This is a genomic window from Flavobacterium sp. Leaf82, from assembly GCF_001422725.1.
Taxonomy (GTDB): domain Bacteria; phylum Bacteroidota; class Bacteroidia; order Flavobacteriales; family Flavobacteriaceae; genus Flavobacterium.
Window position 1 is genome coordinate 84,364 of record NZ_LMMA01000005.1, and the last position, 21,590, is coordinate 105,953.

The window sequence follows — 21,590 nt, forward strand, 5'->3', positions numbered from 1 at the left end:
AGTTTCTGGTGTGATTTACTTCGTTTCTTAGTATGACAAATTGGTGGTTAGAACTTTGTACGTAATCTTTAAAAGTAAAGTAACCATAAAGTATGTCATCCTGAGCGAAGTCGAAGGCGTGCCAATTGTAGCGGGTCTTCGACTTCGCTCAGACTGACAAAACAGCTCAGACTACAAAGTCGTTCAAAACAAAAAAAGCATTTGCCACAACGAATGATTTTATTTTCAATTACCAAACGACTTTTTTTTTGTCATCCCGAGGAACGAGGGATCACACATAAAACTCCACAAAGATTGGTGATTTTCTATGCAGAGTTTCTTGCGAAGATTTCTCCTTTATCGAAACGACATACTTTACGTAAATAATAAACCCGACAGGTTTTAAAAACCTGTCGGGTTTGCTTATAGGAACGGAGTTTTTGGTGTGATCCCTCGTTCCTCGGGATGACAAAATGGTAGAGATTATTATTAGTGTGGTTGCTTCGTTCCTAGCAACGACATACTTTACGTAAATAATAAACCCTACAGGTTTTTAAAACCTGTAGGGTTTGTTTATAGAAACGGAGTTTCTGGTGTGATCCCTCGTTCCTCGGGATAACAAATTGGTGATATTATTAGTGTGGTTGCTTCGTTCCTCGCAATGACATACTTTACGAAAACAACAAACCCCATTTTCTTATTTTTTTTCTAAAGTAAAATTATTACTCAGAATCCCTGTTTCGGTTAAGGCGGCATACTTGCCAGTTATTTTTCCTTTTTCGTCTATGGTAAAAAAAGTTGGAGTTCCTATAATACCATAATTGATAAAGTTTTCTCCTTTAAAACCTTTATAATCGCAAAGCTGATCTTTCCATGGAAATTCATGACCGTGACCGTCTCCGGCATCTTTGGATAAATCTGCGGCTACGCTGATTATCTCGTATCCTTTATCTTTTACGATCTGGTAATTGCCCAATAACTGGTGTATTTCGTTCTCGCAATTGTTGCAGCCTGATTCGAAAAAGAATAATAGTGTGTTTTTAGTAATGATTTTTTTACCTGTTGGTGTTTGCAAAACTGGAGCTGTGGCGCCAACATTCAAATCGTTCATTGCACTTATTACCCTGTTGGTAGGTTTTTCGATCATGCCGGATTTTGCGACATATCTCCCCAGGTCGCTTACCATATAGTCTTTACCGGCTTTGGCAAACATACCTACCATTTTGTCTGTAAAGGCGGTGTATACGGCTTTGTTTTTAATGCGCGACAGGATTGTTTTGGTATCCTCAAACAATACCGCATCGTCTTTTACAGCGTATTGCTGCATTTGTCCCCAGGTTTCTATTACCGGACTCCATAAACCGCTGGTGTAGAGATTCTCAAAATCGAGTTTGTCTTTTATAAAAGGCCTGAACTCTTTTATGACTTCTTCCTGAGTCATATCTGGGTTGCTTCCTTTTGCCATTAAAAAGTTGGTCATTTCGCGTACTCGCGCAGCATACAATGGGCTTTTTGCTATTGCGGCTTGTTCTGCGATATAGGTAACACCTAACTGCTGTTTTTCTTTTTCGAAAACCGAATATAAGGCATCTTCCTTTTTATAGATCTGCAAGGCATCTTTTATCAGCCCTAATTTTTCAGTTTCTGATTTTTGAGGTTGTGTTGCCTGCAGCAACTCATTCTCGGCAGAACCGGTAAACTTTATATTCTCAATTGCAGGGACAGTAGCTGTAGAGGCCACAGAGAAATTTTCATTATTTACAATTAAATCGATTGCTGTGCCATCCTCCAGAGCGAACTTCGACATGCCTTTGTAATTCTTTTGAGCTTTTGGCAGAGCAAGTACTGCTTTGCCTGTGGCATCAAGTTTGCCTTGAGCAATGGTATCTTTTTGATCTCCTTTTGCCAGGATATAGGCATACTTTTTATTGGCAAAGCCAGAAAAATCAAACTTTACCGTTTGTGCCTGTGCTGTAGTTATTCCCACAACAGTAATAGCAATGGTTATTATTTTTTTCATCTTTTTTTGTTTTTTTTTATCGAATGTTTTATAAATGCCATATGCTTCTCATTTTTGCCCAAAGGCAAATAATGAAAAGCATATAAGCATTTTTAATTTTAACGCTATTTAGGGATTAATGCCTAAAAAAGCTTTAGTTATCTGACATACAACGAATATTAGCTCTAATTCTAGACATAGATCCAGGAGAAATATCACCTACAATAGATACACCCGCAGCATTTATGTATGCCAAAAGATGATCTGACGTCCAGTAAATACCATAACCAGATCTAGATGCAGATACATAGACATTATTATCATAATAACCTCCTAAAGGCAAATATAATGTAGATCCCAATCTTAATCCATCCATCATTTTACTAGGATTAATATTATTAGAATTATATTGGGTTATATATACCCACTCACCACTATTAGGAATACGATATCCTGCAGGACATGGATTGTTAGTTGTAGTCCAATTACCCCATGAATAATAATTACCATACAAACCAGAATTAGAAACAAAAGGATCCAGATTCTGGTCGGCCCCTAAGTTATGACACATAAAATTCTTCCACACTTGAGGAATTCCTCCAGGTCCTACAAATGCACCACAACAAGCACAGTCTTTTATTTCTGCTCTTAACTGCACTTTAACATCCGTTCCAGTTCCGTCTGCTTTATTGTTATAAATTACATATATATTTACAGAAAGTGCATTTTCAGTAGTTTTTCCGTATGCTGCACCTTGTACACCGCCATTGCTGCTTAAGTTATTTTTGTATACCACTGTTGCCGTTACAGCTCCGGATACATTTTTTGCTGTAGGATCTCCATTGTTGGTAATCGATTTGATAATCGCCCCGCCAAGAGATTCCACATAAGCAAAACGAATATTACTTACTGCACTGCTTGGAGTAAAAGTATAAGTTTGGGTATTAGTAGCTGCAAGGTTAAAATCAGCTTTATTGCTTGTACGGCTTGTTAAAGTACCACAATTAGCATTATCATTACTTTCAGCAATATCAAAACAAGTTTTACCACGCAAAGTACCAGAACCTGTTTCCAGAGAATCAGGATTAATCGCTGCTGTAACGGTAAATAAAGATGATGTTGCTTTTAGATTTCCTGCACAACCATTGGTTACTATACAATATAAATAAAACGTACCTGAAGATGCAGGGCTGTAAGTGTATGAAGCTGTTGTTGCACCGCTTATAATACTACCACCTGAAGTATTAGCTGTTGTAGTAAGATACCACTGGTAGGTTGGGCTTACCCCTCCTGTTACTGATACTGCTACTGTAGCACTAGAACCTTGTGTTATACTTTGAGACAAATCAGATTGTGCTGTAAGTGTTGGTGTAGGACAGGCTGCATTCATCGCAATCGATTGGTCTATCGTAACTGATTTACCACAGCTGTTCTCTGCCAGTACTGTAACTTTTAAAGGAGTACCCTCTGTACCACTAGCCGGAAGCTTCACTGAAACACTTGCTCCTGAACCTGTAACTGTTGCTCCGTTATCTGCAGTCCAGGTATAAGAACTTGCAGGACCAAACTCAATAGCAGTCTGCAGGGTAATGGTTGCGCCATAAGTTGCCGAAGCAGGCTTAGTTACCCATGAAAGTACCGGTAAACTAGAAACATTTACCGCTATTTTTTTACTTACTAGTGTACTGGTACAACCTGTTGCATTGGTTACACTACCGCTGTAAGTTACACCCGGTGTAGTTACTGTGATAGTTGCTGTTTTTTCGGTTATTTTTACACCATCTTTATACCAGGTATAAGTGTAAGTACCCGCAACAGCCGGAACAATAGTTAAATCTGTAGTACCATCGCAAAGTACCGGATTACCCGTAATATTAGGTTCAGCCGGAGCATTATCTGATGTTACTGTTTTTGTTCCTGAACTTACTTCTGTAGAACACTTAGTGTTTGTATTATCTACAGCAATTACTCTAAGATTAATAGAGGTTGCCTCATTAGGTATCACAAATGGGTTGGATGTAATTACATCATTTCCGTTGTACCAGGTATACGTAACACCAGCTACTTTGTTAGCCACACTTAAATCTAAGGAACCACCCTTGCAAAAACCTGTAAAAGAGCTTAAAGCTGTACCGTTTACCAATACATCAGTACCAGGAAGACTTACTTGTCCTGTTGCTGTTCCTTTTGTAACTGCAATTATATTAGAAGGCATAGAATAACAGCTTCCGTTTTTTACTACGGCAAACCAGTTTCCTACATTGCTGTCTCCGGTAATAGTATAGGATGAAACCCCTGATTTTACCTCTATACCGTTCTGGAACCAGGCAATAGTACCTGTACCAGCTGCTGTAAGAGTAACCGAATTGGTACCGCAAAGTATCCCGTTGTTTGAAGCCACTATAGTAGTACCGCTTCCTGCTGCAGAACCTGATTCTGTAATAGTACGCTTGTTTGCCGTGTTGATATTACAGCCTACAGCTCCCATAGAGATGTTATATTCTCCTTTTTGACCAGCTACAACATAATTAACGCCACGAGCAATCTCGATACCATTACGGGTCCAGATTAATTTATCAAGATTAGCACTGTTAGCAGGAACTGATAAATATACCGCTCCGCCACTGCATAAAGATAATGATGTAGCTGATGGGCTAATTGTTGGCGCAGCATAAGTAAGAGATTTACAATCTACAGCATTTTGAGAAAACAAAAACTCTTTGTACATACTTGTACAAGTACTCGTAACACGTACCAATACGGTATGAGTATCTACTGTAGTGTTTTCTCTAAAATCAATTTTAAACTTTCCGTTTCTCTCATCAACATCCGTTAAAGAAGCGTAATCTGCTCCTGCTACAATAGCAATTGTAAAAGGTCCGTTTGGACAATCAGGATCTGTAATTGAGAACGACTGGTCACAACCTGTACCGTCTGCGGCAACATTTGTACAAGGCGCCGGGCTAATAGTAGTTTGAGAAGTACCATCACACAAACTTACCCAACGGGCTTTGTTCCAGTACTCTACACAACCTGTCGTTTTATTATAAATGGTAAGACCTTCTCCTTTGTCGTTACCTTTTACAGCAAAAGCATTACGCTCTGCCGTGGTCATTTGAGGCAGTCGAAGTCCTCCTTTATTAAGCAGTTCTAAAACCGAGAATGGTTCAGGTGCTTTTTTGCCGCCCACCGTCATTTGTGCCTGCATGTTTAACGATAGTAATATAGCCAACAATGCGAGCCACTTACAAAATAATTTTTTCTTCATTTTCTAATCTTTTTAAAATTTTTGTTTTTAAATCTTTAAATAGGTTACCCTGCAGCCAGTATTAGAAAATATAGCTACAAGAGAAGGCGAATGAATATCTCTGGAGATTTTCACTTGCATGTATGGTTGGTGGTATTGTTATAAAAATTGCCTTATTGCATTTTGCCAATCAGGACTTATTGAGGTTGAAACTGTTTGACAGTTCTTGTTTGATTACAATGCAATTTGGGAAAGTGCCTTATTTTAGAAAGGGTAATTCTAACGGCTTATTTGCATGTATATCTGTGGCTTGTAATGGGGAACTCTTTTGCAATCTTTTCAGATTTTATATAAAGAGTTTTTTCTTTAATTGTAGTGGTATTCTTTATTCTGAACTCATTTCCTGCATCATCATTTTTGTTGTTTTATTATTTAAGTGTCTTTTGGAGAAGATAACTAACGGTCTCTTTATTTGCTTTTTCCATTATTACATAATCTTTTTTAATGTTATCCGGAATTACTCCTTTTACAGATCCATTAATACTCTGGCGTATGTAATATTTTGACAAGCCATATTTTAAAAACAATGCTTGCAGTATGTTGGAATCGTAGGATTTATAGATTTTTGTCTTACTTTTGTCCATTGCCTAATTTGTTTTAAAATTTGAAACAAAGGTAGGGGATAATTTTCAACTTTCAAAATTTTTAGGAAATAATTTCCTACGCAAATGAGTATCATATTAGAAAATATAAAGCAAATAGCTGATAATGAAGGCGTTACAATAACAGGTCTAGAGAAGGTTCTGGGCGCCAGTAAGGGTGTTTTATCTCGTGCATTAGCAAATAACAGCGATATTCAGGCTAAATGGATTCTTAAATTGGTTGAAAATTATCCCCAGTACAATTGCGAATGGCTCATAAAGAACGAAGGGCCAATGATTAAGGAATTGAATATTGATAATTTTCAACTTAATACAAGTGAGGTTGAGAGCGAATTAAGTTATAAAGAGCTTGCTGCATCAAGAAAACAGACAATTGATACCTTACAAAAGCTTATATTTTATATGGAAAAACAGATTGAAACTCACGAAAAAAGCGAGAATAACAGTTAGGTTTAGTTTTTTTAAGATGCTTTTATCACTTTTATTGAGGTAAAACTTTGTGTTAGCTACTAGTGTGATCCTTCCTTCGTCAGGATGACAAAACAATTATCTATCTGCTCAATCTGCGAGAAACAAAATTGAAGGTTCAGTAAAAACCTGAAACTTGAAACCTGAAACTTCAAACAAAAAAAATTATTTCACAATTCCTGCTTTATAAGTAGCAATTGCACGATCTCTTGCAAAAGCGTGCTCAATCATTGGTTCACTATATCCCAAATCAAATTCTGGAATCCATTTACGGATATAGATGGCTTTTTCATCGAATTTCTTTTGCTGGATTTCCGGATTAAAAACCCTGAAGTATGGCGCAGCGTCACAACCTGTTCCGGCTGCCCATTGCCAGTTTCCTACGTTTGATGCTAATTCGAAATCTAAAAGCTTTTCGGCAAAATAAGCTTCACCCCATTGCCAGTTGATCAATAAATGTTTGCACAAGAAACTTGCAACAACCATACGAACACGATTGTGCATATATCCGGTTTCGTTTAGTTGGCGCATTCCGGCATCAACCATTGGATATCCGGTTGTTCCGGAACACCAGCGTTTAAAATCGTCTTCGTTATTGCGCCATTGAATACCATCATAAGCTGATTTGAAATTATGATTGACACAATTAGGAAAATTAAACAGGATCTGAATAAAAAATTCTCTCCAGATTAATTCGCTTAAAAAGGTTTGGTTTTTCTTATTTGCCCAATTTACTAATTTACGGATACTAACGGTTCCAAAACGTAAATGTGGCGAAAGATAGGATGTGCCATCCAAAGCTGGAAAGTCTCGGATTTCTTTATAATTACCAATTTGGGTTAAGTCGTGCGGAAGTACTTTTATTGTACTTCTTTCGAAACCAATTACAGCTAATGCAGGAAACTCAAAATTATTTTTAGCAAAGTTAGGGAACAATGGTTTTGTGTCGTATTCATGAGCCTGGCCTGAAAGATGGTATTTCTCCAGCCATTTATTTTTATATGGTGTGTAAATAGTGTAGGGAAGTCCGTCGGCTTTTGTGATTTCTTTTTCTTCGAAAATTACGTGATCTTTGAATGATGTGGCTTCGATGTTATTTTGTTTTAATAAATCAGAAACTGCAATATCACGTTTTATGGCGTAAGGTTCGTAATCTTTATTGAAGAAAACGTTTTGAATTTCGAATTCTTCTACAAGTGATTTCCAAACTTCGAAAGTTTTTCCTTTTTTGATTAATATAGAGCAACCAATTTCCTGAAGCTGTTTGTTTATTGCTTGGAGTGAATCGTAGATAAAACTAACGCGTGCATCATTTTCAGGAAGATTTTCTAAGATGTCTTCGTCAAAAATAAATAACGGAATTACAGGAAAATCAGATTGTAGGGCATTGAATAACCCAATGTTATCATCAAGACGTAAATCACGTCTAAACCAGAAAAAGGTTGCTTTTTGTTTTGTCATTATAAAGGAAACTTGTGTTCGCCACGAATTCACGAATTTATTTTAACCAATTAATTGAATTCAATATTGTAATTCGTGAATTCGTGGCGAAAAAACTTTTAATATGTGAGATCGTGGGAAAAATTATTTTGAATTGAATATTTCTTCGATTTTTTTATGGCGATATTCGAAAATGGATTTCAGTTTATTGCTGACCATTATTTTATTGGCGAGTTGTCCTAAAATGCCAAATGGTAAAGCATAATGTACAACATCGGTCATTTTTGTACCATTTTCCGTAGGTTCAAAAAAGTGTTTGTGATGCCATAATGCATATGGACCAAAACGCTGTTCGTCTACAAAATATTGGTTTTCTGATGAAACGGCTATAATTGTCATCCAATTTATTTTAATACCCAAAAGCGGTTTTAATGTATAGGTAATAACTTGTCCGGGATACATGCGTTTACCATCGAAATCCTGAATTACAAAACTCATATCGTCAGGTGTTATCGTTTTAAGGTTTTGCGGACTTGAAAAAAAATCCCAACATTCTTCGATACTAGCATTTAAGTGCTGTACGGTTTCTAACTTATATACTTTCATAAAATCAATTATTACGGATGGTTCTTGAAATACGTTTGCGTTAGGGATTATAGTGGAGCTCTCCCGATTTTTCATCGGGAAGCGGGAACGGAAAGCCCGACCCGCTTTTTCTGCGGGTAACGCCCAAATTGTGCTACATTTTATAATATTTGAAGGGAACGAATAACATCCCGAAACATTCTCCGTGTTGTTTTCCTAAATGTTTGTGGTGAATTTTATGCGCTTTTCGTAAACCAATCAGGTATTTGTTTTTAGTGTTTTTGAACCATTTAAAACGTTGATGAATTAAAACATCGTGAATTAAAAAATAGCAAATTCCATAAGATGTTACTCCGCAGGCAATAAAAAACAAATAATTGAAGCCGCCCTGAACACCAAAATAAAAAAGTACAATACTGGGAATCGCAAATATGACAAAGAAAATGTCGTTGCGCTCAAAGGTATGTTCGTATTTGGGCTGATGATGGTCTGCGTGAAAATACCACATAAGTCCGTGCATGATGTACTTGTGCGTAAGCCAGGTAACACATTCCATGAAGAGAAAAACGCCTAAAAAGATTAAAAAAGAAATCATTTTTTATGTTTTGAATTGTTATGATTATTGTTTGTTGTTGGTTGGTCATTGCGAGGAACGAAGCAATCTCACTATCTTAAGACGTAAAGTTTGATGTAGAAAATGCGGTTGCTTCGTTCCTCGCAATGACAAAAAAACGTGTAAATTTTAAACCAGCTTTAATTTGTAAGTTACAAAAGATTGCGCTAAAAGCCCCGCTTTTGTGTAATTAGAAACTCTGATTCTGGAGCTTCCGATTTCGTAATACGGTGTGTTTTTTAGTTTTTTAAGCAGTTTTTTGTAATAAATATATGCTGTGTAAACGCCAAATTGTGCTTCTATCGGTAATTTTACAATTCCCTGATAAGCAACTCTAAAGTCTTCTTCGATTTCGTTGATGATCGTGGTTTTTGCATTTTCATCGAAAGAATTTAAATCGACTCCGGGAAAATAATTTCGGTTTAAAACTAAATTATCATCTTTTAAATCCCTCAGGAAATTTACTTTCTGAAAAGCAGAACCCAATCTCATGGCTTCGGTTTTGAGTTGCTCGTATTTTTGATCGTTTCCTTTTACAAAAACTTTCAGGCACATTAAACCAACTACATCTGCAGATCCGTAGATGTAATCTTCATACTCAGTTTGTGAGTTGTAAGTTGATTTTATAAGATCCAGTTTCATGCTTTTTAAAAACGCCTGAACAAGATCATCTGTAATATTATATTCTTTTACGGTATGTTGAAATGAGTTGAGAATAGGGTTTAGGCTAATCCCCAATTCAATGGCTTTGTAGTATTCTTTTTCAAAATCATTGATGAGATTTTCTTTGTCGTACTCGTGAAATGAATCGACAATTTCGTCAGCAAAGCGAACGAATCCGTATATGCTGTAAATCGCTTCGCGAATGCTTGGTGACAGCATTTTGACCGCTAGCGAAAAAGAAGTGCTGTAGTTTTGGGTGACCAATTTGCTACATTTGAAAGAAACGGTATCGAATAGTGATTTCATTTTGTTAAGATCTAAAAGATTTTTGAATTAACTCGGCTACTAGTTTTCCTGAAATTAAAGCAGGCGGAACACCTGGACCAGGAACAGTTAATTGTCCTGTAAAATATAAATTCCTGACTTTTTTACTTTTTAGTTTTGGTCTTAAAAAAGCCGTTTGCAATAATGTATTTGCCATTCCGTATGCATTTCCTTTGTAGGCATTATAATCTGTTACAAAGTCATTTTTGCAGAATGATCTTTTAAAGATAATATTATTTTTAATTTTTTGCTTTGTAAGTTGCTCAAAACGAGTGATGATTTTTTCAAAATATTCTTCTCTAAGTGCTTCATTATCATTAATTCCCGGTGCTAATGGAATGAGGAAAAAGCCGCTTTCCATGCCGTCTGGCGCTGCAGTTTTATCTGTCTTTGAGGGGAAATTAGCATAAAATAAAGGGGCATCTGGCCATTTTGGCTTATCGTATATATCTGCTGCATGCTGATTAAAATCGACATCAAAGAATAATGCGTGATGCGAAATGTTTTCTATTTTTTTATTGAATCCCACGAAAAATAAAAGTGATGATGGGGCAAAAATTCTGCTTTCCCAATATTTTTCAGAGTAGGCGCGATGTTCTTTATCTAATAAAGTTTCAGTATGATGATAATCGGCACCGCTTAAAATAATATCAGCTTGTATTGTTTCGCCGTTAATGACGATTCCTGTTGCTGTTTTATTTTCTACTATTATTTTTTCGATGGGAGAATTGGTTTTGATTTTTACGCCAAGTTCTAGTGCCAGTTTTTCGATTCCGCGAACAACATCGAACATGCCGGTTTTAGGATGCCAGGTTCCAAGACCAAAATCGGCATAATTCATGAAATTATAAAAAGATGGTGTTTTTGTAGGTTTTGCACCTAAAAATAAAACAGGAAATTCGAGAATCTGAATAAGTCTTTCGTTTTTAAACTTCTGACGAATGTCTGTACTTACGGTACTAAAAAACTGATTGAGTTTTAAGGTTGTTTCGAGCGTAATTAATTCGAGAGGAGAAACTCCGGGACGATAAACCAATTCTTTAATCGCAATATCATAATTGCTTTTTGCTTGTTTGATGAAAGTGTCCAGCTTTTGACCACTTCCTTTTTCGATGGTTTCAAAAGTGGCTTTTATTTCTTCGAGATTGTCATATATATTAATGAAATCATCTACGCCAAAATAAACCCTGTAAGCAGGATTTAGCTTTATGAGTTCATAATAATCGGTTGTGTTTTTATCGAAATCAAGAAAAAAGCGTTCAAAAACATCGGGCATCCAATACCAGCTTGGTCCCATATCAAAGGTAAAACCTTCGTTTTTGAATTGTCTGGCTCTTCCGCCAATAGTTTCATTTTTTTCATAGATTGTCACTTTGTTTCCTTGTTGTGCCAAGTAACATGAAGCGGCTAAAGCAGAGAAGCCTGATCCTATTATTGCTATTGTTTTTTTCATTTGTTTAACAAATGTACAAAAACTTTAAACAAAATATATTATAGCATGCTAATTGTTTCTTCCATAGAATTGAAAATTTGTATTCTTTCGGATAAAATTTTCGGATCGATGTGTTCGACCATATTCCCCATAAGCCAAATTTCATTATTTTTTTGAAGTAATTTTTGTCCCATAGTTTTTACATATTGGTTGATAACGCTTCTGTCCGGCTGAATTGTCATGAAAGATACAAACGTAATATTCTCAAAATGCTTGGTCAGGTCATGCAGGTTTTCTATTGGCATGCTTTCGCCCAGATATATCGTTTTGTAGCCGTGGGACAAAATTTCGTATTGCAGGTATAATAATCCTATTTGATGAATTTCGTTTAGTGGTAACGAAAGCACAAAAATTCTATTGGTCTTTGTTGGCTTTTGTATTTGAAGGCTTTCTGTGTAAATTAATATTTTTTGCTTGATCAAATGACTCATAAAATGTTCATTTGCAGGAGTTATGGTTTCAGATTGCCATAATAATCCCAACTCTTTCAATAAAGGAAGAAAATGATCCTTGAAAACTTCCTTGAATGATTTTTCAGAAATAAGCCAGTCAAAAGTATTGAAGAATATTTCCTGGTCAAAATTCATCATTGCCATCTTAAAAGAAGTTATAGCGTAGTTCTGAGAATTTCTTTTGGAAATAATTTCACGAACTAATTGCGGAATTTTTTCTTCTGGGTAAGTTGCAATCTTAGAAATTTTATAACCGTATTCGTGTAATAAAGTAATATTTAAAAGCTTCTGGAGGTTTTGCAGGTTATAGAGCCTGATGTTGGTGTCAGTACGCATTGGTTCCAGAATGTTGTATCTTTTTTCCCAGATACGAATGGTGTGTGCTTTTATTCCTGATAAGTTTTCGAGATCTTTTATGCTGAAAACAGTTTTAATATTGTTTATCATTAACTGGCTATTTGGTGAACAAAAATAGGATAAAATCTGAAAATATGTTTACAACTTGACTAAAATGATAGATTGCTAGAAGTTTACGGATTCATAATGGTTTAATTTATCTAAATGGAGTATCGTTTTAGAGCCATCTTTACTTCGATTGTACATGGTTTCGAATTTGGCTCCGTAAATGATTTCACTAAAAGTATAAGATGTTCTGGCGGCTACGGTATTGCTATACATGTTATCAAAAGTGGTAATGAATACTAATATTTCGCCCTGTACTTTTTGTAAATCTTCCTGACTAAAATTGTACAAAGGACTATCTTCTGTAATTGGGTGTACTAAGGTCCAACTTAAAGTAAGTGCATTTATCTTGTCCAGCTCCAGCTCTAAATTATAAAACTTAATCGTGTGCTTACCGTTTTCTTCTAAGCTCATTCCTAGCATTACTTTTGCTGTTGCATCTGTAAAATTGGTATTTTTAAAAGGTACAACACGTATCATAAGTCCTTTGCTTTCTCCGTATGGAGAAATTAAGGCATTGTCTGCAAATTTTAAAAATGCTGTAGGTTTGCTAAATCTTCCAAAAAATAAACCTGTTGCAATAGCAAAACTTAATAAACCAATCAAGGCTTCAGCAGAGGAAAGTGCACTTGTCAAAAAACCGGTTGGGCTAATGTGTCCGTAACCTACAGTGGTAAAGGTTTGTGCGCTAAAAAAATAAGCTTGTCCAAATTGGGTTAATATGCTTTGTGATTGTGCGATTCCGTCAAGATGCTCAATCCCGATTGCGTAATAAATAACAGCAAAAATAAAATTAATGACAATGTAAAAAATAAACAAAATAGACATGAATTTCCAGTTTGGCATATCGATCATAGTGTGATACCAACTAATGCGTCGAAACAAATGCATGCCTCTTTTTTCGATATTGGCAGTTCCGTCCTTGTTTACAAATCTTCCTCCGTAGCTGTTTGCATTAGTTCCAAAACCTGAGTTTCTATCAGTTTGTGCTTTTTGGTTTATTTTTTTGATAAGTGCCATTAAGATTTGGTTTAAAGGACAAATGTAAGGATAACTATTAGATGAAATTATAGCAGTTTTTAATAAAAAAAAAGCAATCTGTAAAATGGATGTTTACAAATTGCTTTCGTATTTAATTGCTTTAATTTTGGTTATTTACAAAATGTAGCTTTGTTTTTAATGGCGCTCTGACTGCCTAATTCTATTGCTTTAGAAAAATCTTTGCAGGAATTTTTTTTGTCTCCCATTTTATTATAAGCCAAACCTCTCAGGTTATAAGCAATATAATCTTTTGGGTTTAAACCAAGCGATGAAGTACAATCGTCAACAGTTTCCTGAAAGTTGTTTAGTTTGTAATTTACATTTGCTCTGCCTGTAAATGCATCAGCATTCATACTGTCTAAATCGATTGTTTTGCTAAAATCTGCCTGAGCGCCTTTTAGATCGTTTAGCTTAAATTTTGCAACACCACGATTTTGGTACGCTTCTACAAATTTGGTATTCATGCTAATTGCTTTTGTATAATCAGCAATTGCTCCTTTATGGTTGCCGGCTTCGGCTTTTTTCATGGCTTTATCAAAATAGCCGGTTGCAGATTGTGCCCATGTAGAGCAAGTTATCATAATAAATGACAGCAGTAATAAATGTTTCATAAACCAATTTGGGATTAGTTAGTAGGTTAATTAATTCAGAGACGAATTTAGTAAAGTTTTGTTTTGAAAGTCCTATTCTTTTGTAAAATAATAGTTAGTAATTCAATTTTTTTACTGACTTGTCCAGACTTGTGTATAATAATCTTCTTTTAGCGAAATGTCGCTTTTTTTATTTGTGTACAGCGATATAAAATAAGTATTGTTGGGTTTTGTTTTGGTTAAATAATTGATTTTTAAATAGTTGAATATTTAGTACGGTTTTAGACTATTGCTCTCAAAAACAACTTAACAGCGTAATTATGCAAACCGAAAATTTAAAAACAATTCTTTTTATAACCGGGGCTTTTGTTGGTAATGAGTCTTGGAACGAGTGGCGGGATTTCTATGAAAGTAGAGGGTATAAAACCATTGCGCCGCCCTGGCCTTTTAAAGATGCTTCGCCGGAATCGCTTCGCAGGCGGCATCCGGATTCTAAAATAGCCTCAATAAGGTTAAAACAGCTTATTGAATATTATGAAGAAATCGTAAGGCTGTTGCCGGAAAAACCAATAATAATAGGACATTCTATAGGTGGTTTGATTGCGCAAATCTTAAATCAAAAAGAGATCGCGTCTGCTGTTGTGGCTATTCATTCTGTGCCTCCGCAAGGGATATTGAGTTTTAAATTTTCGTTTTTAAAAGCTGGCTGGGGACCACTTGGTTTTTTTACGCCTACAAAAAAAACTTTTTTAATGACTTTTAGCCAATGGCAATATGCGTTTACTAATGGACTTTCTCCAGAGTTGCAAAAGAAGGGATATGAAGAGTTGGCGATTCCGGAATCTAAACTTGTTGTTCGCGATACGATAACTTCAGTTGCAAGAGTAGATTTTAATCAGCCACACAGGCCTTTATTGCTAATTGCGGGAAGTAATGATAATACGATTCCGCAACAATTAAATTTTGATAATTACAAAAAGTATAGTGACAAAAAATCGGTTACAGATTATAAAGTTTTCTCCGGCAGAAATCATTTTGTTTTAGGACAACCGGGTTGGGAGGAAGTTGCACTTTATATTTTCGAATGGCTTCAAGTACAAAATAATAACTAACATTTTAAAAATTAAAAACCATGAATGCAACGCAAAAACAAAATGCCTGGACAAAAACAACAAAAGTTTTTTTAGGCGTATTTACAATTAGTTTTTTTATGCTCACAGCGTGTAATAAAAAAGAAGAAACTTCAAAAACTGTTGTTGAGGGATCAACTACTATTAAGGATTCGGCTGTAGTAAAACCGGCAGATCCACCGGCAAATTTTAAACATCAGACCGCTTTTGTAAACGGTGTCAATATTCATTATGTAATAGGAGGAAAGGGAGAACCTTTGGTTTTGGTACATGGTTTTGGGCAAAATTGGTATATGTGGAATCGTTTATTGCCGGAACTTTCTAAGCACTTTACTGTTATAGCGCCGGATTTAAGAGGTGTTGGTGAATCTGACAAACCGGAATCAGGATATGATAAAAAAAATATGGCAACGGATATTCATGAACTGGTTAAAAAACTGGGATATAATAATATTAATCTTGCCGGACATGATATTGGTCTTATGGTGGCTTATGCTTATGCGGCCCAATATGGTGATGAAGTTAAAAAAATAGCTTTAATGGATGCTTTGCTTCCGGGAATTGAGCCGGTTTGGTCACAAGTTTCGGCTTCGGCATGGTGGTTTGGTTTTTTTGCATGGCCAGCTTCGGGTGATATTGTTAAAGGGAAAGAAAAGGAGTTTTTAACTAATTTCTGGCCGATGGTAGGACATGTAAAAGATCCTTTTACTCCAGAGGAAACTGCTGAATTTATTAGGGCATATGCTGTAAAAGATGGCGCTAAATCAAGTTTTAAATGGTTTGGTAATTTCCCACAGGATGGTAAAGACAATCTCGTGTTTATGAAAACAAAACTTAAAATGCCTTTACTGGCAATGGGTGGAGAATATTTTGCAGCTGCATTTTTAAAAGAACATTCTAAACTGGTTGCTAATAATGTAACTGAATCTAAAATTGCCGGTTCAGGGCATTGGCTGGTTCAGGAAAATACGGCTCAGGTTCAAAAAGATTTGCTTGCTTTTTTTCTGGCAAAATAAATAGTAAAGGCAATTTATAAAAAATAAATTATGAAAACTGAGAGAATAATTCTGGCAACAGCAATCTTTTTATTGTGTTTGTTTGTAAATACAAACGCTTATGCACAATTTCCTATGCCGGATCATGTCCCAATTTGGGATGCTAATAAGGTGACTTTAAAATTGCATAAAATTGCAGAGAATGTATATGCGGTTTCTCCTGCTACAGACGAGGCTGAAACGACAAAAGGAATTGCTCAGGCAACTTCGGCAGGATTTATTGTAGGCGATAAAGGGGTTTTGCTTATAGAAACCATGCTTTGCAAAAGACTTTATGATCAGCTTTATAAATTAATTCGAACCGTGACAAATAAGCCAATTGTTTATGCAATAAATACAAGTGATCATGGGGATCATTGTTTTGGGAATTATTTATTGCCTAAAGAAACGATTTTGATTCAGAACGAATTTTGCAAAGAGAATTTATCTAAGAATTATGATAATATCAAACAGTTCATGATTATGCTTTTTGGTAAAGGACGCGGAATTGAGGAGAGTGTTTATCGTCCTGCTGATATTACTATTGCGATCAATCAGAACCTTAAAATTGATATGGGTAAAGGCAATGTTGTCGAGGTTATAAATGTGGGAACTGCACAATCGCCAGCTGATCTTTTTGTGTATTTAAAATCGAATAACGGAAATGTATTGTGGGCTGGAAATCCTTTTATTGCAGAGAGTCCAACGATTCCGTGGTTATTTGACGGTTACTTTTTAGAGCCGGTTAATAATCTAAATAAGATTTATAATATGATTGGTGATAAGGATATTGTAGTTCCGGGTCACGGACGTTTAACAAATAAAGCTGGAATTAAATTTACTATTGATTATGTAGAAGCATTGAAAACAAATGTTGAAAATGCCGTAAAAAAAGGTTTAACGCTCGACGAAACGAAAGCTGCGGTAACAATGAAGGAGTTTAATAAAGGATATGAACTTTTTAACTGGCTTCATTTTAATTTTAATGTTCCAAATGCATACAAGGATATAAAGCAAAACGGGAAATAATTAATTCACTTTTCTAGCTAATTTGACTAGGGTTATTTTTGGGGAAATAACTTCTAATGAAAATTGGTTTTTTAGCCCAGACAGAAATGGCATCCTTTGCCTGCTTTCTTTAAGCAGGTAAAGATAGAATGGATGGCTGGATTAGCTTCTTATAAAAATGGCACAAGTAAAAGCTCTTGTGCCATTTTTTGTTGCTATAATTTACTTCGATTTCTACTTTAATTTCTTTTCTGCTGTAATATTTTATGTAAATTTGATAGTATCCGGTTGTAAAACAATGTTATAGTGAACGGATAAAATTATTGAAAATGATGTTTTCGTGCAGTAAAATGGTTTAATTAGTAACGCCAAATTATTAAAAGGAATGAAGAAAAATTTTGCTATTGCTTTTGGAGCTCTTTATATGTTGTTTTTTGCAATTCCTTTTCCGATGCTTATATATTATGCGGTAAACAGCGAATTTGATGTTTCTACGCTAAAGGATAAAAATCCGTGGTTGGCTTTAAGCATTGTTTCTCTATCTGTGATTTTCTGGCTAATTGTTTTGATTGGATATTTCCGAAAATGGGTTCTTCAGATTTTTATTTCAAAAAGAAACATAGAGCAATTAAAGTCAAAAGGGATTTTAAGGGAAGCAAAAATTTTAAGCGTTATTAAAACTTCTAAACCAACTGCAAAGTTCAATACTTATGAACTTGAATTGTTGTTTAAAAATCTGGCAGATACTGAAATCACAAGCAAAACAAGTGTTACCGATGCTAAACCTCAGGAACATCGTTTTGAAGTTGGTAAAAAAATAAATTTAATCCTTAGTAAAGATGCAAAAGAGGATCCGCATTTTATTGTTGCAACTACTCAGGTTGGGATAGATATGATGAGGGTTTTAGGGGTAATATTGGGTTGGTTGTTATTTGTAGCTGCTGTAATTGGTTACTATATTTATTCGTATCAAACAGAAAGTTTTGGTATGGGCTGGTGTTTTATGAGTTTTGGACATCCGTTGATTGTATGTCCTGCAGTTCTTTTGTTTTTTAGATATCTTTTGAAATTTATTTATCGCAAACTAACAGGTTTAGAAGGAGATTCATCACTAATTAAGTTTAGAGGTATAAAAACCTGGGCGAAATTAATAAAGGTGACTCAAACCGGAATTTATATTAATGATCAGCCAGAAGTTCGTTTTGAACTCGAATACACGGATAATAAACATAATGTTCATCGTAATAGCTTAAAGAAAGTTATTGGTCTGCTTGAACTCGATATTACAAAGCAGGAGCAATTAGAAATTTTTTATCTGCCAGAAAATCCAAGTCAAATTGCATTTGTTAGTGACCTGGAAATATAGAGTAAGGATAAAAACTATGTTTTTTTTATTTTAAGATTGCTGGCAATAAGTAATCGTGTACTATTTTATCAGCCTGAGGATGTCCGTAAGGTTTATTAAAAGCCTTTGAGGTAATTATAATGACAATAGGTAAATCTTTGAAAATTATAAATTCATTTCCTCCGTTTCCGGCGCAGTAATACGTTTCGTAATTTTTGTTATTATAAGTAACGGTTTTGTTCCAGAATAAATAGCTGTAAAATTCTTTGTCTTTTCCGGGAATCTCAATTTGCCTTGTAAAAGTTTTTTCTATCCATAATTTTGGGACTATTTGTTTGCCCTTCCAGATACCATTGTTTTTGTATAATTGAGCATATTTTGCATAATCCAGTGAGGTCATTTGTAGGCTTCCTGCCGTATTTGCTACTTTTTGAGGGGTGTATTGCCACTGATAATTTGTGATATTTAAGGGACTGAAAAGTTTTTGATCTGCATATTTTTCTAATCCGTCCGGGACATTTTTATCCAGGATATCTCCTAAAAGAATAACGCCTGCTGTAAAATAATCCCATTTGCCTCCATTTGTTTTTGTTGGGTCTGTAGGGAGATCCAGCGTAAATTTCACCCAGTTATCTGTGGGATACATGTTCTCCTCATTTCCGGGTGAATCGCTATGTGCATCTGAACCTTCAAATGAAGAGCTCATCGTGAGCAGGTCTTTTATTTTTATACTGTCTTTTTTAGTGTCATAATTTGCATATTGGTGTAAGTTATAAAATGAACTAAGTGTTTTGTTTTCGTTTTTAATATATCCATCGTTTATAGCGATACCCATAAGTGTCGACGCAAAAGATTTTCCTGCAGAGCGAGTATCATGCAAAGTATTTCTACCGGCATCATTAAAATATTCCTCTATCAAAAGTTTACCATCATAAATGGCAACTACGCTTGTTATTTCTTTTAGATTATAAGATGCTATTTCCTTGTTTAGCATTTTGATTTTCTGACGGTTAATTTCATGATTAGAAATCTCCCATCCGCTATTGGGTAATATACTCTGTATTGCTATTTGCTCTGCAGTTACGACAGGTGTTTTTATTATGAGTTTAATTTGTCCTTTGGCAATTAGAGCTCCGGTTTTAATGTCGTTATTTTGATTAGTGATGATGTAAGGCCTAACTTCAATTTTTAAAGTATGTGTTCCGTTTGTTAACGCTGTTTCGCCGCCATTGAGTTTAAAACGTTCCCACATATGCAATGCCCAGAGGTTTTCAGGTTTAGAACTGGTAAGCGGAATTCTTATTGTTGTTGAGGTGTTTTTACTGCTGTCAGACCCAAAATTACAACCTGAATTAACGTTGTCTTTGTATATAAATTTATTATCTATATAAAAAGAAAACTGAAGATTGCCTATTTTTACAAGTTCTTCAGCTGATAAATTAGGTTCGAGTTGATGTAAATAGTTTGTTATTGAGTTATCAAGAAAAATCCTGATGTTAAGGTTTGATTTGTATGTGAGATTGAAGGATTGAAGAAAATCAGATTTTTTATATTGCTCTAACGGAATGTTTCCATCCATGAAAGTAATTTTTCCAATGTTTGATTTATGCAGTTCGCTTGTAATTTCCTGAGGTTTGAAAAGATTAGTGGTCTGACCTGAAGCGATCAAATAAAAAAGGTTGATTATTAGTAGAAATAATGTTCGTATCATTTTTTGATTTAATAAGGTTAAAAAGCAAAATTATTTGATAGCGGGGATTAAAAATTGTACAGGATTAACATTTGCATTATTTCATTAAAAGTAATTTTAAATGCGCAGAAGGATTTAATCCGTTTACCTCTCTGAAGCATCTCGTAAAATGGCTTTGATCTGAGAATCCACATTCATAAGCGATTTCGGTTAAGGATTGTTTTTGTGAAGACAGGAGGGAAAGTGCTTTTTCTACTTTTAACTTTCTCCTGTATTCGCTTAAAGTGCAGCCAAAGTATTTAGAAAAATCCCTTGAAAGGTGAACAGGATGTATTCCGGCTATTTTAGATAAATAATCCAGAGAAATTGCATCTCCCGTCTGATCATGAAGAATCTCATCAATAAGCTGTACCCATTTTGGGTTTTTGTAAAGCGATGTATTATTTTGTGTATTTAGTTTTGATAATATTTCTATCAGTAAAGTTTGTGCAGAAAAATCTATTGCAGAACCTTCAATTTTAGCAGCCCTGAATACTTTATACATTAAAAACTTAATTTCCGGTTTAGAGATGTTAATGCTTCCTTGTAAATTATGATCTTCTAGTGCTATGGTATCGAACCAGTGTTTTTCGATTTCTAGATGAAAACCTCTTGTGAATCCGTCCGGTTTAATATTGTAATGAGGTTCTTGACAATTATGAAAAAGTAAACTTCCGGGAGCGCAATTGTAGATTTCTTTTTTATTGCCCTCAATAACATTACCTTCAAGAATAAAGGTAAAATAGGCATTCTCATGATAATGCCAATCTACTTTACTGTGTGTGTATACAGTGTCTGTCAAGGTTATTCCGTCCAGAATAATTGTCTGATTGGTTTGTCCGTAAAACGTACCTTTTTTTAAATGTTCCATACAAATCGCATTGATTACCTTTCCAGGCAAGGATATTAGGATGATTTTGTATACAATAAATGAATACAACGACCTTAATAACTATTAGATGTAATAAAATGAAAAATGTTACAGGAAAGATATGGTTTTAATTGGTTTCGATTTGGCTCTGTAAAATTATCCGTTCTTATTGTGTGGTTGTGTAAAATAATAGGAAGTATGAAAAAAGGTAAAAATAAATGGTGTATTCTAACTTTTTGTTATTATTTATGATTTTAAAGTACTAAGTATTATGTAAACAATTCTCTAAACAATTTAAGTCTATTGTTCTGTATATAGCTTAAAAATCAAAAAGGTCAGGTAAATAAATACCTGACCTTTTCTTTGTGACCCGACTGGGGCTCGAACCCAGGACCCCATCATTAAAAGTGATGTGCTCTACCAACTGAGCTATCGAGTCATTATATGTTTTTTTGC

At 35.0% G+C, this 21,590-nt stretch carries 18 protein-coding genes and 1 tRNA gene; 5 read left to right on the forward strand and 14 right to left on the reverse strand.

From position 1 onward, the window contains the following. Window positions 1-676: 676 nt before the first annotated feature. The 3 genes from ASF10_RS05890 to ASF10_RS05900 form a co-directional block, all read right to left on the reverse strand. Window positions 677-1,999, reverse strand: coding sequence for a peroxiredoxin family protein (locus tag ASF10_RS05890; RefSeq protein ID WP_056246661.1), 1,323 nt, complete (start codon window positions 1,997-1,999; stop codon window positions 677-679). A gap of 133 nt (window positions 2,000-2,132) precedes the next feature. Then, a complete protein-coding gene (locus ASF10_RS24070) occupies window positions 2,133-5,246 on the reverse strand; it encodes an FISUMP domain-containing protein (RefSeq protein ID WP_117611355.1) in 3,114 nt (1,037 codons plus the stop codon). 407 nt (window positions 5,247-5,653) lie between these two features. Then, entirely contained in the window at window positions 5,654-5,869 is a 216-nt protein-coding gene (locus ASF10_RS05900; RefSeq protein ID WP_056246665.1) for a hypothetical protein, read from the reverse strand. Between the two features lie 84 nt (window positions 5,870-5,953). Here ASF10_RS05900 and ASF10_RS05905 point away from each other — a divergent pair, with 84 nt between their 5' ends. Then, window positions 5,954-6,337 carry a hypothetical protein gene (locus ASF10_RS05905; RefSeq protein WP_056246668.1) on the forward strand — a complete coding sequence of 128 codons (384 nt, stop codon included), beginning with the start codon at window positions 5,954-5,956 and terminating at the stop codon, window positions 6,335-6,337. 183 nt (window positions 6,338-6,520) lie between these two features. On the opposite strand, the gene ASF10_RS05910 is transcribed toward ASF10_RS05905, so the two are convergent. From ASF10_RS05910 to ASF10_RS05945, 8 genes are all read right to left on the reverse strand, one after another. Then, window positions 6,521-7,816 carry a cryptochrome/photolyase family protein gene (locus ASF10_RS05910; protein ID WP_056246671.1) on the reverse strand — a complete coding sequence of 432 codons (1,296 nt, stop codon included), beginning with the start codon at window positions 7,814-7,816 and terminating at the stop codon, window positions 6,521-6,523. Between the two features lie 123 nt (window positions 7,817-7,939). Beyond that, window positions 7,940-8,401 carry an SRPBCC family protein gene (locus ASF10_RS05915; protein WP_056246674.1) on the reverse strand — a complete coding sequence of 154 codons (462 nt, stop codon included), beginning with the start codon at window positions 8,399-8,401 and terminating at the stop codon, window positions 7,940-7,942. 133 nt (window positions 8,402-8,534) lie between these two features. Further along, window positions 8,535-8,975: a sterol desaturase family protein gene (locus ASF10_RS05920; RefSeq protein ID WP_056246679.1), complete on the reverse strand. Its 441-nt coding sequence runs from the start codon at window positions 8,973-8,975 to the stop codon at window positions 8,535-8,537. Window positions 8,976-9,122: 147 nt separating this feature from the next. After that, a complete protein-coding gene (locus ASF10_RS05925; RefSeq protein ID WP_056246683.1) occupies window positions 9,123-9,962 on the reverse strand; it encodes a phytoene/squalene synthase family protein in 840 nt (279 codons plus the stop codon). Between the two features lie 4 nt (window positions 9,963-9,966). After that, window positions 9,967-11,433 carry a phytoene desaturase family protein gene (locus ASF10_RS05930; protein WP_056246686.1) on the reverse strand — a complete coding sequence of 489 codons (1,467 nt, stop codon included), beginning with the start codon at window positions 11,431-11,433 and terminating at the stop codon, window positions 9,967-9,969. A 38-nt stretch (window positions 11,434-11,471) separates the two neighbouring features. Beyond that, window positions 11,472-12,371: a MerR family transcriptional regulator gene (locus tag ASF10_RS05935; protein ID WP_055091763.1), complete on the reverse strand. Its 900-nt coding sequence runs from the start codon at window positions 12,369-12,371 to the stop codon at window positions 11,472-11,474. A 75-nt stretch (window positions 12,372-12,446) separates the two neighbouring features. Then, window positions 12,447-13,406 carry an ion channel gene (locus ASF10_RS05940; RefSeq protein ID WP_056246688.1) on the reverse strand — a complete coding sequence of 320 codons (960 nt, stop codon included), beginning with the start codon at window positions 13,404-13,406 and terminating at the stop codon, window positions 12,447-12,449. A 131-nt stretch (window positions 13,407-13,537) separates the two neighbouring features. Next, entirely contained in the window at window positions 13,538-14,038 is a 501-nt protein-coding gene (locus tag ASF10_RS05945) for a tetratricopeptide repeat protein (protein ID WP_241774915.1), read from the reverse strand. 299 nt (window positions 14,039-14,337) lie between these two features. Between ASF10_RS05945 and ASF10_RS05950 the strand changes: the two genes are divergently transcribed. The 4 genes from ASF10_RS05950 (at window position 14,338) to ASF10_RS05965 (ending at window position 18,555) form a co-directional block, all read left to right on the forward strand. Next, on the forward strand, window positions 14,338-15,129 hold the full coding sequence (locus ASF10_RS05950) for an alpha/beta hydrolase (RefSeq protein WP_056246692.1): 792 nt from the start codon (window positions 14,338-14,340) through the stop codon (window positions 15,127-15,129). 20 nt (window positions 15,130-15,149) lie between these two features. Further along, window positions 15,150-16,163 (forward strand): alpha/beta fold hydrolase, encoded by a 1,014-nt coding sequence (locus tag ASF10_RS05955; RefSeq protein WP_198529567.1) that lies wholly within the window; start codon window positions 15,150-15,152, stop codon window positions 16,161-16,163. Window positions 16,164-16,193: 30 nt separating this feature from the next. After that, complete coding sequence (locus ASF10_RS05960) at window positions 16,194-17,210, forward strand: MBL fold metallo-hydrolase (RefSeq protein ID WP_056246695.1); 1,017 nt, start codon at window positions 16,194-16,196, stop codon at window positions 17,208-17,210. 364 nt (window positions 17,211-17,574) lie between these two features. Further along, window positions 17,575-18,555, forward strand: a complete 981-nt coding sequence (locus ASF10_RS05965; RefSeq protein ID WP_056246697.1) for a hypothetical protein — start codon at window positions 17,575-17,577, stop codon at window positions 18,553-18,555. 25 nt (window positions 18,556-18,580) lie between these two features. Here ASF10_RS05965 and ASF10_RS05970 read toward each other — a convergent pair whose 3' ends face one another. From ASF10_RS05970 to ASF10_RS05980, 3 genes are all read right to left on the reverse strand, one after another. Next, window positions 18,581-20,245: a serine hydrolase domain-containing protein gene (locus ASF10_RS05970; protein WP_056246700.1), complete on the reverse strand. Its 1,665-nt coding sequence runs from the start codon at window positions 20,243-20,245 to the stop codon at window positions 18,581-18,583. A 76-nt stretch (window positions 20,246-20,321) separates the two neighbouring features. After that, window positions 20,322-21,134 carry a helix-turn-helix domain-containing protein gene (locus ASF10_RS05975; protein WP_056246703.1) on the reverse strand — a complete coding sequence of 271 codons (813 nt, stop codon included), beginning with the start codon at window positions 21,132-21,134 and terminating at the stop codon, window positions 20,322-20,324. Between the two features lie 366 nt (window positions 21,135-21,500). Beyond that, window positions 21,501-21,573 (reverse strand) — tRNA-Lys (locus tag ASF10_RS05980). Window positions 21,574-21,590 lie beyond the last annotated feature (17 nt).